Raw genomic sequence first — 15,569 nt, forward strand, 5'->3', positions numbered from 1 at the left:
TTGCTGTGGATGCGTACCATCTGTTTTTGCTGATTCCACCCTCCAGGTTTACGCTGCCATGAGCTGTTTCCGGACTTTCCGTTTCCTGCTGGTCGGTCTTGCGGTCATTCTTTTCGCCACTCCGGTTCAGCCGCTGGCCGCCCAGGTCCCAGGGTATTACCGGCATCCGGACATCCACGGCGATCGGATTGTATTCTCGGCCGAGGGCGACCTCTGGACCGTGGACGCAAGCGGTGGGACGGCTTCCCGGCTGACGACGCATGCCGGAGAGGAATCCTTTCCCGTGTTTTCGCCGGATGGTACGCAGGTAGCGTTTCGTGCATCGTACGAAGGGAGTCCGGACGTTTATGTGATGTCGGTCTCCGGCGGCGTGCCCCGCCGCGTGACGTGGGACGCACGCGGCGGGGCGCGGCCTGTTGACTGGACGAAGGATGGCCGCCTGCTCGTGCGGGGCTCCTGGAGCGCGGGTTTGCCCGACGTCCGCCTGGCGCTTGTGGACCCCGAATCCGGCGACTTCGATGAAATCCCGCTCTCGCAGGCAGCCGAGGGCAGTTTCACAGCCGATGGCTCGCTCGTTTTTGCGCGCCTGCCCCGTCAGGGCAGCAACAGCCGATGGTACAAGGGGGGCACGGCCCAGAAACTCTGGCGCTTCGACGATGGTGCGACTGAAGCCGTGCCGCTCACGACGGACTACCCCGGCACGTCCCGCCAGCCCAACGTGCTGGCAGACGGACGCATCTATTTCCTGACCGACCGTGAGGGCGCCATGAACGTATGGTCGATGGAGGAAGACGGCTCAGACCTGTTGCGCCACACGGAGTTCGAGGACTTCGACATTCAGGAATTGGCATCCGATGGAACGCAGCTTGTTTTCCGGATGGGCGCTGACCTTTACGTTCTGCAAGCGGAGCCCAAAAAAATCGAGATCCAACTTCAGACGGATCTTCCACAGTCGCTCATCGATTGGGAAACGAAGCCGTTTGACCGCATATCAGACGCGGCCGTAGCGCATGACGGCCGCAGGGTCGCCGTCGTCTCGCGCGGCGAACTCTTCACCGCGCCCGTTGGAACGGGCCGCTGGGTGCACGTATCGCGCGATTCGGGCGTGCGGTACCGGAACGCCGTTTTCACACCGGACAGCCTGCATGTGTTTGCGCTTTCGGACAGGAGCGGCGAGCTGGAGTGGTGGCGGGTGCGCACAGACGGTACCGAGCCGCCCTCGCAGGTCACGCGTGGCCCGGCCATGCTACGGCTCGGCGCAACGGCCTCGCCCGATGGCCGCTATCTGGCGCAGCTTGACTTCGACAATCAGCTCTGGCTCGTCAACCTGGAATCCGGGTCATCGACCATGATTGCCAATGCGCCCACGCGTTCGGATTTCACCTGGACACCCGACTCAAAATATCTCATCTACAGTCGCGGTGACCGCAACCTGCTGGACGTGCTATGGGCACACGATGTAGCATTGGGCCAGGCGCAGCAGGTGACATCCAATCGGTTCAGCGACACCTGGCCCATCGTCTCGCCGGATGGCCATTGGCTGTACTTCGTATCGACCCGCACATGGAACTCAACCGTCAGCAGCCCGTGGGGAGAACGCGCGCCCATGCCGCATTTTGACGACCGTGCCAAAATCTACGCCATGCCGCTCGTCGAGGGTGCCTTGTTTCCGTTTGCCGAGCCGACCGAACTCGATCTGAAAGGAGCACAGGGCGGTCAACGGATCGACCGTTCCAGCGCGGACCATACGTACCGGTGGGATTTTGCTGCGCACGTGCGCGAGGTGCCCGTGCCAGCCGGATCGTGGAACCTTGTCGGCGTAACCGACAAGCGCATCCTGTACCGCGATGCATCTGAAAACAGCCTCATGGCACTCGACCTGAAGCCGGACGCTGAACCCGTCAAGATCGTGGAGTCCGGCTCGGGTTTTACGCTTTCCGGGGACGGCACGAAGGTAATCCTCCGAAGAGGTGACGCCTTTCACGTCATTGATGCGCTGGCCGGAGCTGACGCCAAGCTCGAGAACGAAAACAGGGTGCAACTGGACGACTGGGCATTTGCGGTGGACAAACGGGCCGAGTGGAGTCAGATTTACTTGGATATGTGGCGGCTGCACCGGGATTATTTCTGGGATCCGGACATGGGGGGTGTGGACTGGGAAGCCATGCGCGTCAAATATGCGCCGCTTCTCCCGAGAGTCGGATCGCGCGAAGCGCTGGCCGACCTGCAGGGCATGCTGGTCTCTGAACTGAGCCTGCTGCACTCGAATGCAGGAGGGGGAGATGCGCGCGAGGGCGAAAACAAGGCCGCGCCGGCTGCGCTCGGCGGCGATTTCGAGCGCGACGCCAATACCGGCGGGTTCCGCCTGGTCCATCGGCTGCAGCACGATCCGGATCTACCGGAATTCCGCTCGCCTCTTGCCCATCCAGATGCGGATGTCCGGGAAGGAAGTATCATTCTGTCGGTCAATGGCCAGGCGGCCCGCGACGCCAGGGCCATGGGCGAACTGCTGCTTGAGCAGGCCGGAAAGCAGGTGCGCCTTGGCATACAGGATCCGGGAGGTGCGCGTCGCGACGTCGTCACGCGCGCCATAAGTGGGAGACAGGAGTTTGATCTGCGCTACCACGAATGGGAATACACGCGGCGCCTGGAGGCCGAGCGTCTCTCACAGGGTCAGATCGGCTACGTACACCTCCGCGCCATGGGCGGCGGCGATGCAGGCCAGTTTACACGCGAGTTCTATTCGCAGCTCGACCGGCAAGCCATCATCATTGACGTGCGCCACAACAACGGCGGCAACATAGACTCCTGGATTTTGACACAGCTGCTCCGGCGACCATGGGCGTGGTTCAAGCCGCGCGCAGACGGGGTTGTTTCTCCGAACATGCAGTTCAGCTTCGGCGGACATCTAGTCATCCTGGTCGACGAGCGCACGGCATCGGACGGCGAGGCCGTTGCGGACGGATTCCGGCGGCTCGGCCTCGGTGCATCGATCGGTATGCGGACCTGGGGCGGCGAAGTCTGGCTGAGCAGTTCCAACAGACAGGTGGACGGCGGCATAACTCGCGCCTCCCAAATGGGTGTTTTTGCGCATGATGAGTGGCTCATTGAGGGCTGGGGCTTCGATCCCGACGTTGAGGTCGACAATCCGCCGCATGCCACGTGGACGGGACAGGATGCGCAGCTCGAAGCCGCGGTCCAGCACCTGATGCGCCTCATTGAAGAGGATCCGAGGCCGTGGCCCGAACCGCCGCCCTATCCCGAACTCATTCCAGGATCTGGTTTCCCTACGCCGTGGCACAATCGTTGACCGGCGCCAACGGCCTTCCTGACGTCGTCCATTGTTGCGTCCGTCCTTGTCCAGAATGGCTTCGATGGTTTTATACATGGTCTTACCCGAACGTGCTCGAACCGCGTTCTACACATTTTCTACGATCCCGGGCGCACATCGCTTACTTGCGGGAGGAAATCCCCGGGAAATGGAGCCAATGAGCGGACTCGAACCGCTGACCTGCTCATTAGGAGAAAGTGGTGACGACGGCGAAAGCGGCCCTGAATAGCCTATTTCGCCGATTTAGGTATGTATACCTGAGTAGATCAGGGTAGGTTTGGACGGTATCTCGGGAACCCCTTCGGGAACTGGTTCGAGCACGCACAAGGACTTCGAGGTTCACCGACTTCAGGGCAGCTTACAACCCCTGGGGAGGGTCTCCCAAACAAACAGAAGCCCTGACATCGCTGTGACGCCACGGCTTCCGTTTCAACTGGAGTATCGCTGGTTGATTCCTACTTCATCAGGATCATGGACTTCGAATAGGTCCCCGCCGGCGTCACGAACCGCGACAGGTACATGCCACTCGGTAGGTGGGCCGCGTTGAGGGAGGCTTCGTGCACACCAGCCCCGACAACACCGTCCACAAGCCGGGCCACTTCACGACCGGCAGCATCGAAGACGGCCAGGCTGACCCTGGCAGATTCGGGCAGATTGAAGCGGATGGTTGTAACCGGATTGAACGGGTTGGGGTAGTTGCCAAGGAGTTCAAATGTCGCCGGGACGTCCAACGTGGCCACCAGAGTATCGCCCTTGTTGATGGTGCCCTCGCCTGCCATCTTTGTCGTGTACTCCCACGCCTTCTTGTAGTCGTCAATGGCTTTGTCAAGGTCACCAGCCAGACGTTCGTCGGCTGCGTCCGCCATTTCCACGGTGGCCTTGTCCAGCTCTTTGAGGCATTTGTCGGCGGTGCAGGCAAGCGTTGCGCTGTCCAGCGCATTCATGGCAATTGCCTCAGTCAGATCGGCGAGGGCCTCAAGGGCTGCCTGTGAACCTGCAGCGGCGGGACCACCGTTCTTGATCAGCTTTTGCAGATCCTTTGCAGCTTTCTTGAGCTCGCTGAAGACCTTGTGGCCGTCCTTTGGGTCGAGGATGAGCAGCGACGTGTCCAGCCACAGGCCAGCGTCCAGCGCGTCTTCGATGCTCTTCAGAGCCTTCTCCAATTCCTTGTCGTCCTTCTTGTCGCCAACTCCAAGCAAGGCAGATATGTCACTCTGAGCATCCTGAAGGACGTCTACCTGACCGTCGTTGTTGTCGTCCTGGTCGGCGTTGTCCCCCAGCCCATCCAGATCTGTATCTACTGATTCGCCAGCATCAAGGGGGAACTGGTCCATGCCATCATTCACACCGTCGTCGTCAGAGTCAGAATCGAACGGATCCGTTCCATCCAGATCCTCTTCCACGTCGGAAACACCATCGTTGTCGTCGTCCGCGTCGCAGACATCACCCACAAGATCATAATCGAAATCCTCTTGTCCAGGATTGGCAGCCGTCGGGCAATTGTCGTCCGGATCGGCGACTCCGTCTAAATCAGAGTCAACAATATTTGATACTGTTACCAGGATTTGATCATCCGCTTGACCCCAACCCGCACCTGCGTTTACGAAGACAGTGTAGAGCGTAGTCACGAGTGGAGATGCAATAGGATCAGCTGTGTTGGAATTACTTAGCCCAAAAGATGGGTTCCACCTGAATACAGGTTCTGCTGTGTAGCTAATTGTCGCCTTATACCCTGCTACGAAGTTGTCACCATTAGTAACGTTGTTGACCGTCAGAGTGTTTGTGCCTTCAAAATTCCACGCGGCTTGCATTGCATCCGAGTCATCCACGCGATAGGAGATGGGATAGGTGCTTTCAGGAGTGCAGGAACACTCCTCCATATTCAAAAAGCTGGCCGTTGCAAAGTGATTATTGTTCAACAGAAGTTCGAAGGAGGCATCCGCACACGTGAAATAGAATTCAAAATCTATGCTCTCAATCCTCACTGCACCAGGCAGTGTGAAATTCGGAGATGACTTTGACCCGGGAGTATTGGTAAAATTGTCATTGCATAGGTTCCTACTGAAATTGCAGCTACCTCCAACATCAAAAATGCAAATTTCTTCCGACGCCGAATACCTACCTATCGAAGGCGTCAGAATCGCATTTAATTGTGTTGAACTTCCCTTTGCGATCGTAGCATTCGGCCCGGCGTCCACGCTGAAATTCTGTCCGCGGGCGTAGCCGATAGCGAGTATGCAGAATACTGAAAGCAGGTAGATTCTTTTCATCTGTAGTCACCTCCTAATTTGTTGTCGCGATGCCAAAAAGGAAGAATGCTCGATCCATCTTAGGCCCACAAACTCATAGGATCTTCCGGTCGTTGTAAAACTAGTGTCACGAAATTGTAATGACGGACTCGTCAGTCGGCCGAGAATGGTCGTTGAGCCATCGAGCTAGTCGCCACGTGTGCCGACTCATACTAACGCCCGGTACATGTAAACTCTTTATCCCAAAGTTGTAACTGGGCTAGAACCTATGGCCCGTTCGTCCGGCCCACCCAAACTGGGGTAGAACCCACCTGATTCGCCTCAATCTGAACGTGTCTAGATCGAAGGAATTGTACTTAGCTCAACCGTCCACCGAATCGGGCAAGAACCCCTATTTTCATCCTATCCAACGAGCACGTTTTGAACGCCCACCCTCGTCCTAGCATGAGATTCGCAGAGTAAGGAGATACTTGGTTTCGACGGCCAGGTCCAGATTCGCATCGTTCTTGGTCAAGACATCCGAGAAATCCGCAACTTGCTCGAAATCTTGGATCGAGATACTGAGCCGATTGAGCATTGGGACCGTGTTCGGCAACTCGGTCATGGGGCATTGATCCTCTGTTCGACTACTACCCCGGTCATGTCGTGCAATCGCTGGTTCATGTTTATGGGACGATTCCGCCTCCCGGTTCACTCAGGCCCATTTCCCTGCAGGGCGCAACCCCTTGGGAGAGTCGCGCCCTGAAGGCTCTAGCCTTAATGCATCATTTCAACAGCAACATGTGCCCTGTCAGTACGTGCGCGTCCGTCTGCATGCGGTAAACATACAGGCCGCTCGAGAGATTCTGTCCACCGAACTGGACCTCGTGCGTTCCCGCCTCGCGCAGCCCGTCGACGAGCATCGCAATACGGCGTCCGGCCATATCAATGACCTCCAGCCGCACCACCTGTGCCTCCGGCAATGCAAAACGGATCGTCGTCGAAGGATTGAACGGGTTGGGGTAGTTGCCCAATTCGTATTCGGTCGGAATGGGCGCCAGGTCGGCGGCCTCCGCGATGTCCTTGCCCATTATCAGGCAAGAGGTCTCGACAGAGTACGCTGGACCGTCGTCCGCGGCTACATCCTTGACGTCGTGCGGCACTCCGATCGTCAATACGCCCGATCCCGCATTCCCGGCTGCATCGGCCAACGTCACGAGCGCCGAGTACACGCGGCCATTCCCACCGCCCTGCCGCTCAGCGCGAACGTCGATGCTCTGGCACGTGGCCCCCACCACCATGTCGTCGGTGGTTTTGCCGTCGCCATTTCCGATTACATCTTCCGGCTCATCACTTGTCACCCGGGTCACGGCCAATCCTTCTATCGTGATGGCGGCATCGCACGCGTCGGTTGCGGTCGCGAGACCGGCCAGATCGATCGTCCTATACTTGTGATTGGGTGGCCAGAGGCTGAGGGCGCCGGCAGCGAAGATGATCTCAGGGGGAGTTGTGTCTTCGACGGTCACTTCGATCACGTCCGTCGAGACCGCACCTTTGTCATCGGCCACATAAAGCGTGATCAGGTGCTCGCCGAGTGGGAGCGTGACGGTGCTCACGGGATCGCTCCCGGGCCCGGCGATGATCTGGGCGTCGGAATTCAACCAGGTGTACGTGAGTGCGTCCCCATCCGGGTCGCTCGAACTCGATCCATTCAAAATGACGTCGGTCCCGGTCGGTGCGAGGCACTCGTGGATCGCATCCTCGCCCGCGACGGCGATCGGAGGAGAGTTCGGCGGACGTACGCCGATATCCACCGAGTAGAGCTCAATTGGGCCCAGCGAAATGACCGCCGACTGGCCTGTAGCCGGATCGATGTCAGAATCGAGCGCCTCGTTTCCCCCGTCGTTGCGAGCGAACGCTTTGCCTTCCGGCAGCTCTGCCGTGACTATATAGTCTCCAGGCTCGAGATTCGAAAACAGATAGAAACCTGGCTTGCCGGACGCATTGTCGGCCGTAACGGTCTGCATCGGTATGCCTGATCGGTTGACAGCTACGACCGGAGCGCCACCCGCGACGGGCCGAAGCAGGGTGACAGCTATGCCGTTTACTCCTTCTTCCGAATCGTCCTGAAGGCCGTTGAAGTTCGTGTCTTCCCAGACGAAGTCGCCAAGCGCCGCGGGCTCGATCGGATCGATGCCAACACACACCGCCGCCGGCTCTGACGGCAGCAACACGGCCCCATCGTCGGCACGCCTTGCCGAGTACGCGTAGCTATTGCAGGCCTGCGAATCGTGAGGTGCACCGAGCGGTGCTACCATGGGCCAGTCAAATACTCGCTCTTCGAGTGCATTCAGCGTTGAGCCGAATTCGAAGCGGAGTGCGCGCACGGAGGTTATCGGTGAGGGCGGCTCGGCTGTCCATGCTGGATCGACACATCCCGTCGGTCCGCTGATTCCGATATCAGACCGGCATGGGTTGTCGGTCGTTGAATAGGTCACCGTCACGTCTGCAGGTGCCACGATGGGACCGGCGAGTTGCGGAGTCCAACCGCTTCCACGGGGGCCGAATGGGGCGAGCACCGAGACGTCACCGCTTCGTGGTAGGAGATCAACAACCGTAATGCCTTCAAGAGGAACGTTCCCCGTATTCTGTATGGTGAGCCGGTAGTTGGCTGCGCCGCCCTGAACCGTCTTGGCCGATTGGCTGCCCGACGCATAATCCGGGTAGTTGCTGGCGCCTTGAACCTGTTTGGTCGACTCCACAGAGGCAAGGCCGGTAATTCGCGGATTTTGGCACTGTACGGGATTGCTGTTCCATCCGGGCGTGTCACTCACGCCTCCCCAGCACAAGGCTACCGTACCAATCGGGGCACCTGCACGTGCTCGGAGATTTATCGTGAGTTGGAAGAGTTCGTTATACAACTGCGGCCCCTCGATTACCGGGGCAGAAATTGTGGGGACATCCGGATTCTGCGGATCAGTCGCGTCAATCCATCCTTCAGGGATATCGCCGAACGAAACAAATTCGAATTCAGGTGGGAGGTTGATGATGGCTCGCGGGTTGAACGCCGAACCCGGAGCGTAATTGCCGAACGTGAGTCGCCAATTGCTGGTTTCTCCGGGACGGAAGCTCATTCCGCTGAGCGGCTGAATGCTCCCCACAACGACTGGTGAATCGGCCCTCAGCGTTTCAGTGATGCAATGTTCTCCCGACTCATGACTACCCGAATAAGAATATTCCGCGGTAGCACAGGCATAGTATTGGTCTCCCACCTGCACCACTCTCCCGTCCCGAGTAACGGGCGGAATCTTTACGAATACGCCGGGCTTGTCTACGGAATTTGGATTCACAGTGGCGTAATGAAAACCGACAGGGACCGTGCCGTACTCCCATCTGAGTGCCGTTATCTGATCAACCCCATAAGTGAACCCGGTATTCGCCAGTCGCGGATCAAGCGACGGATATAGTGGAATTTCTTCGTGCACTGCGGCATCGAATATTCCGATAGGGATCCATACTGGATTGTCGTTCTTCTGATAACTGATCGTAGCGTTGACACCGACCGCATTTGCAAACTTACCGGTCAGGATGACAAGCACCTCACGTTCGACGGGTACACGATGTGTCAATGTCAGGTCATCGAGTGGGACGTTTCCACTGTTGGTAAAGTGCAATGTGGAGTTCTGAGTCCCGGGATCGCCCCAAATTCCTACATAGTCTATCCACTCTTGACCTGGCCCGTAGACGCGAAATTCCGTCTCGTCGTATGGGGCAACGAGGATAGTCTCCTCCGAATCGTCGATTACAAAGGACTCGGCACAATTTGATGGGCCTGACCCCTCTATGTGCATCTCGGCCGTCACGCTTCCTGCGTTCGAAAAAACCGCTGCTGGATATCGGACCGTGACGAAGCGGTCGAAGTACGCAGCGACTGTCGAGACGATATTTGGAAGCTGCCAGGTGGCGGTCCCGTCGTCAGGATTCCATTGTCCACCATCAGATGCATCGACAAATTCAGCGCCCGTTGGAGGGGTAAAGGTTATCATCGGATTGTACAGATTGAGGCCTCCTATGTAGTTGCCCTGAGGACTCAACATCCGAATCCTGTACACCACTTCACCGCCGAGTGCATCGCCGGCCTCGCGAATCAGTTCGGCCGTGTACTTGAAGTACGACCGCGCCGTCACGGTGCTGGCCTGGGCTTCGGCTGTCTGTGATCCGTCAGCCGTCATCACCGCTGTCGCCGTAGTCTCGGTTCCGTTGCAAGTATCCCCGTATCGAAGGAACGCCGTGACCGTTAATTGACCGGTCGATCCGGCCGGGATCGATGCAGTTGGGCTGCGGAAGATCGCCTTTGTAAGCTGGTTGTAGTACAAGGCACTCCCGTTCGGAAATTGACCATTTCCTTCTACGGCGATAATGACCAGCTCTGGCGAGAGGTCTAACTGCAACGCTGGGTTTACGCAGTCTGAACCGGCACAACTGTAGTTTATGGTGTACTTGAATTGGCGCCCTATCTCGATGGGATCAAAAGCATCATGGGTCACACTTACGCTCAAAGCGCCTGCGGCGCGCGTCGCATCAACCCCCGTAGGGCCTGACGGGCCAGCTGCGAATACTGAATTTGCCGGCCCGACCAGGCCCAAAAGTGCGACAAGGGCCAAGAATGCCCTCAGAACCACGAATCCTGACTTAGTACGATATTGCATGACACTCCTCGTTGGGGGTGGGTATGGAACGACTCCCATGTTGCAAATCGTTGCGTTGACACGGGTCAAACAAAAGGAGAGCTTTGACTACCCCTTGTTGACCCTTATACATGGAACGAAAGACTACCCCTCTGCGCCGTCGACCAGGCCATTTCGCCACATCAATGCGATGGTTTGCGCGCGCGTCTCAACACCCAGCTTGGCATATATGCTGTTCGCGTGCTTCTTGACGGTGCTCTCGGCAATGAACAGCTCATCTGCGATCTGCTTGTTCGACAAACCCCTGGCTATGGCCTGCAGCACATCGATCTCCCGCTCACTCGTCTCGGCGAGTATATCACGATCCGGATCGCGCGCGGACTGTACGTACAGCCGGGAAATTCGCCGGCTGAGCCATCCGACTTCTCCTGAATGGATACCCAACACAGCTTCAAGGATGGCATCTAGGGACTCGACCTTGGACAAATACCCCGCCGCTCCCTCGTCCAAAATGGCTTGCACCCACTCCATTTTTTCGTGCGCACTCAGTACCAGAACCTGCGTTGTCGATCCTTCCCGCTTCAACGCACGGATGACTTCCAGTCCTGTCATCTTCGGCATTTCCAGGTCCAGCACCAATACATCGGGTTTAGACTCCATGGCCCGGCGCAACGCCTCATGCCCGTCAGCCGCCTGAGCGATCACGGTTACGTCAGGATTCTGGTCCAGCCACGATGCAACACCCGATCTGAATGCCGGATGGTCGTCTGCCACAACAACACGAACCGGAGAGGATATGGTCATATCGAAACACCGTGTGAAAAAGCAATCGGTGACAAAATGGGCAAACCCGGTCTGATAAACAGTATACTTTGGTGCTAATTGTACGTATGATCATGATCACTGGCGGCCCGTGCGAATCGCTATCTTACTTATTGCTGTTTCCACGCTCCCTTCCGGTGCGCTGTCTGCTCGCCAGAGTCCGATTTTCCATCTGGATTCCCGTGATGGCCTTTCGCAGCGAATTGTCTACGATGTCCACGAAGACCGAAACGGCTTTGTCTGGCTTGCGACAAGGGACGGGTTGAACCGCTACGACGGGCATCATTTCAAGGTCTTTCGTCACGAACCTGGAGTCCCGGAGACGCTGTCCGATTCGAAGGTCATGAGTATCGAAGAGACGCCGGACGGTGCGCTCTGGATCGGAACCATGTCCGGTGGCCTGAACAGGTTCGACCCATCCACCGAGACGTTTCGTTCGTGGCAGCACGACCCTGACAATGAAGCCAGCTTGCCGTCAAACAGAGTCGAATACGTCAATTTCACTGGACACGGTTCACTCCTGTTATCAACCCGCTCGGGGGAACTGGCCGAATTCGACCTCGCTACGGAAACCATCCGTCGTGTTCCTCTCAACGTGGATGGTACGGACGCGACCATGAAACTGCAGGCCTTTGTGCTCGCAGACTCGGGCATCCTGGGCTTCTGCCGATGGACGCCGTCGGCGTCCGAGCTACCTCGCGTCGCCCTCTCAAAAGTAGATTTATCAACGGGCGCTTGTGAACCGTTGGGGCCTTCCTTGGCATCCTTCGGTGACATCGTCCAACAAGATTCTTTGCTTTTCGTCGTCTTTCAGTTCCGTTATGTCGATGGACTTGATACTGACCTTGCCGAAGGAATCCACGTGCAAACATATTCCGCGAGCGATCTTTCGCCTCAAAGACGGATTGTCCTGCCGCATGCTGACGTAGGCGGGATCTTTTCCGTATGGGTTGACGATCCCGGCACCATTTGGATCAGTGGTCTTGAGGATGTCCTACGTGCAGAGGACATCTTTACCGATTCTGTATCAACGTACTCCCTCTCGAATCCACCATTCAGTCTACCCAGTAGCCGTTCTTTGAAGGTGATGCGTGACAGCCAAGGAAACCTCTGGGTTGGCACGCACGCCGGCGTCACGCTGCAACGATCACTTCCGTTGCCATTCAATCGGTTCTCGGGAACGAACCCTCCCTCCCTCGTGCTTCCGCCTACGGCGGTGAATTCAATGCTGGAGCTCGACGACGAAAGTATGGTTCTGGGTACCAATGAAGGTCTTTTCAAATGGAACAGGGATCCAGGCGTCCCCGCCACCCGGATCGCCATTCCGCAAGGCCCCAGTCTCATGACAGAGCATCCGCAGTTCATCAGGAGCTTGTCCAGGCTTTCCGATGGTACAGTGCTCATTGGCACTTCCGGCTGGCTCTACCGAATGCCAAAGGATGCCGCGGAGGTCGTTCTTGACCAATCGTACATCGATCTGGTCGAATTGCCACCGGTGTTACCCCAGCGGCCAAGGAGGTTTGTTCTCGACTTGCTCGAAGACAGCAGACACCGAGTATGGGTCGCAGGGTCGAACCAAGTGGTCGTAGGATCCGTGGATGGGAGATGGCATCACAAGGTCCGCTTCGGTGCACGCGAAGTGGAGTCCATGAGTTCTCACAACTTGGCCAACACCGTTTTTGAATCCATTGACGGTACCATCTGGCTGGGGAATGACAACGGCCTGTATCGGGTCGACGAGTCAAGCGATGGGTTTGACGCAGAACGGGTTGACCTCCTGGTACAGGACAACGGTTGCTCTTCTGTCATCTGGGACATCGAAGAATTGGATAGCGATCCGGGCACGCTGTGGCTGGCGACGGTTGGAGGAGGACTGCTCGAGTTGGATGTCGCAGCGGGCGAATCCCATTGCTTGACAACTGCCGACGGACTTCCCAGCAACATGGTCTATGCGCTTCAGAAAGATGAACGCGGCGGGCTTTGGTTTTCCACCACAGACGGGCTGGGATACCGCGATGCACAGTCCGGAACCATACGATCATTCACCCGGGATCAGGGCCTGCACGACGACGAGTTTGATCTGGCCTCCTCATACAAGGCGCGTGACGGCAGGATGTACTTCGGTGGTCCAAGCGGAATGACGTTTTTCGACCCGGAGAGGGTGTTGACACCGCATATTCAACGCGATTTGATGATATCAGAGGTCTCGGTTTTCGGCATTGGCCGTCCCGGACTCGTAAGCGAGGGCGACACACTCATTTTCCAGCCTGACGAGCGGTCGATTTCCATTCGTATGAGCACACTCAGTTTCGGTAGTCCTACGGCGGGAAGATTCCGTTACCGATTGACAAATGAGGGTGACGCGTGGATCCCGACCGATCCAACCAGCCAGATACTCAGCTTCCACAATCTTTCCCCGGGATTGCACCGCCTCGAATTCGGATACGTGGACGAACCACCGGGAAGCCCGTCCGATAGCTTCGTGTATTTACGTGCGTATCCGCCATTCTGGCGCTCCTCCCGTTTTGTCGGCGGGAGCCTCTTATTGATTCTGATGGGTATTGGCCTTCTGTTCAAACGTTCACGAGCAGCCGTTCGTCGAGATGAGCGCCAAAAGGCCAAAAATGTTTCTGAAATGGCCCGTATCGTCGCTCTCAGGGCGGAGCAGGAGCGGGGAGACGTTGCAAGAACGCTTCATGATGGGCCCATTCAGACGTTGTATGCACTGAATCACCAGCTGGAGGCGAACGGATCCGATATCGAACAAACCCGGGAGACCATTGTCGGTATTGCGGAGGAAATTCGTGACGTATGCGATCAACTCCGACCCAAAGTTCTTGACGTTTTAGGAATTCAGTTTGCCGTGGACGGAATGCTATCCCGCATCAGAGAATTGGTCCCAGGTCTCGAGATCGTGGCACGCCTTTCACCGAACCTCCAGAACGTGCCTCCTTCCATCGCTGAACACCTCTACTGGATTGCTCAGACCGCTCTCGGAAACGTTGTTCGGCACTCCCAAGCTACCCGTCTCACGATATCAATCGGAAAGAATGGCGGGCAGTGGTTGTTACGGATCGAAGACGACGGAGTTGGTTTTCTCGTTCCGAAAGATCTTGTCTCCCTCGCTGAGAGGAGGCACTTTGGCCTGATCGGTATACAGGAGCGGACGGAGAGAATTCAAGGTCGCATGACGATCACATCCAGGCCTGGCCATGGCACCAAACTTACCGTGATGATTCCGGAGTGAACAGGCGGAACTTCCGCGACTCCAGTCCTGGGCACTCAGATGAGGAGGTTTGTCCTCCACAGTCCTTGAAAGTCCTCCATGAGCGATCTTGGGGGGCTTTTTTTCTGGCGGGTTCTACCCCGATTCGGTGGACACTTCTTTAAAGACCGATCTTGGTCTCGGAATTGGTGCATTGCCAAGATAGTCGGAAATGAGGCTGCGGGTAAAAGGGAGTCTCGCTGGAAAAATGGTCGGAATTGAAGGAGCCCCAGCAACACCCCCCTTCCAATCGACTGGTATAGGGTACAACAGCCTAGGTAATCAGCCGCTCGTCTTGAATATATCTTGCACACTCAAAATGGAACGCAACGGCCCAGAGCCCTGACCATACGCAAAACGCCCCTCCCGATACCGAGAGAGGCGTTTTCAGTGGAGCCAATGAGCGGACTCGAACCGCTGACCTGCTCATTACGAGTGAGCTGCTCTACCAGCTGAGCTACATTGGCATAGACCGGTAAAATACGGTCCTTTATCGGGTCAGTCAACGCACGACCCGGACCGGGGTACCGTAGTTCGCGGATTCTTTACTGCCCCGGGCCGTTCAAGGGGTCATTTGAGGTGGACCTGCCGGCTCCACGCATCGATCGGCGCGAGCTTGTCCCGGTGTTTTCCGGGGACGCCGCCGGGCGCATCATCCGGAAACAGGAACACTGCGCCGAGCAGCAGTTCGTCCTTGGGAATGCCGAGTTTCCTGGCCCACGGCCGCTCCGCCAGCAGGCCGCCGCTGCTCCAGTAGGTCTCCAGGCCACGGTCCGTGGCGGCAAGAAGCACGTTCTGGATGAAGGCCGACACCGCCGCAATGTGCTCCATGTTTACGAGGGTGCCCTTGAAGGAAGGCTTCCGGCCGTGCTTGAACGATCCCTCGGGCAGCCAATTCACCATGAGCAGGGCGCTCGCCGTGGCCAACATGCCCGGGTACTTGCCCGCTTCCGGGTCCTTGGCCAGGTCCGCGGCCAGCGTGCGGCAGGCGGTCGCATCCAGCACATGCACGCGCCAGGGCTGGGGCACGTCTCCTTTGATTGCGTGATGATACGGTGCCCACGCCGCGACCTCCAGCACGTCCCGCACCAACGGCATGGAGTCCTCTGCGGGCAACGGATGCGTCGGCGATCCGATGACCTTCCAGGTGCGCCGCTTGCGGATGATGTTGTCGATGGGACGTTTCATCCGGCCCATACGGCACCCGCGTGGATCGGGATCCCGCCCGCTTCGTA

General features: G+C 57.5%; 6 protein-coding genes and 1 tRNA gene. 2 read left to right on the plus strand and 5 right to left on the minus strand.

Features of this window, described 5'->3' with window-relative positions:
* The first annotated feature begins 58 nt into the window (after positions 1-58).
* On the plus strand, positions 59-3,310 hold the full coding sequence (locus tag RIE53_13215) for a S41 family peptidase (protein ID MEQ9105644.1): 3,252 nt from the start codon (positions 59-61) through the stop codon (positions 3,308-3,310).
* A gap of 476 nt (positions 3,311-3,786) precedes the next feature.
* Here the strand turns inward: RIE53_13215 and RIE53_13220 are convergent, their stop codons facing one another.
* The 3 genes from RIE53_13220 to RIE53_13230 form a co-directional block, all read right to left on the minus strand.
* Positions 3,787-5,601: a T9SS type A sorting domain-containing protein gene (locus RIE53_13220; protein ID MEQ9105645.1), complete on the minus strand. Its 1,815-nt coding sequence runs from the start codon at positions 5,599-5,601 to the stop codon at positions 3,787-3,789.
* Positions 5,602-6,344: 743 nt separating this feature from the next.
* The gene (locus RIE53_13225; protein ID MEQ9105646.1) at positions 6,345-10,223 is read right to left on the minus strand and encodes an SdrD B-like domain-containing protein; all 3,879 of its coding nucleotides are present in this window, start codon (positions 10,221-10,223) and stop codon (positions 6,345-6,347) included.
* A gap of 168 nt (positions 10,224-10,391) precedes the next feature.
* On the minus strand, positions 10,392-11,051 hold the full coding sequence (locus tag RIE53_13230) for a response regulator transcription factor (GenBank protein MEQ9105647.1): 660 nt from the start codon (positions 11,049-11,051) through the stop codon (positions 10,392-10,394).
* A 109-nt stretch (positions 11,052-11,160) separates the two neighbouring features.
* Between RIE53_13230 and RIE53_13235 the strand changes: the two genes are divergently transcribed.
* Positions 11,161-14,316: a two-component regulator propeller domain-containing protein gene (locus tag RIE53_13235; GenBank protein MEQ9105648.1), complete on the plus strand. Its 3,156-nt coding sequence runs from the start codon at positions 11,161-11,163 to the stop codon at positions 14,314-14,316.
* 409 nt (positions 14,317-14,725) lie between these two features.
* On the opposite strand, the gene RIE53_13240 is transcribed toward RIE53_13235, so the two are convergent.
* Positions 14,726-14,801 (minus strand) — tRNA-Thr (locus RIE53_13240).
* A 103-nt stretch (positions 14,802-14,904) separates the two neighbouring features.
* Positions 14,905-15,522: a nitroreductase family protein gene (locus tag RIE53_13245; GenBank protein MEQ9105649.1), complete on the minus strand. Its 618-nt coding sequence runs from the start codon at positions 15,520-15,522 to the stop codon at positions 14,905-14,907.
* Positions 15,523-15,569 lie beyond the last annotated feature (47 nt).

The organism is Rhodothermales bacterium, from assembly GCA_040221055.1.
Taxonomy (GTDB): Bacteria; Bacteroidota; Rhodothermia; order Rhodothermales; family UBA10348; genus 1-14-0-65-60-17.

Excerpts from the sequence above, each read along its gene's own strand:
- RIE53_13215 (MEQ9105644.1), top strand. The coding sequence starts at position 59 with ATGAGCTGTTTCCGGACTTTCCGTTTCCTGCTGGTCGGTCTTGCGGTC.
- RIE53_13220 (MEQ9105645.1), bottom strand. The coding sequence starts at position 5,601 with ATGAAAAGAATCTACCTGCTTTCAGTATTCTGCATACTCGCTATCGGC.
- RIE53_13230 (MEQ9105647.1), bottom strand. The coding sequence starts at position 11,051 with ATGACCATATCCTCTCCGGTTCGTGTTGTTGTGGCAGACGACCATCCG.
- RIE53_13245 (MEQ9105649.1), bottom strand. The coding sequence starts at position 15,522 with ATGAAACGTCCCATCGACAACATCATCCGCAAGCGGCGCACCTGGAAG.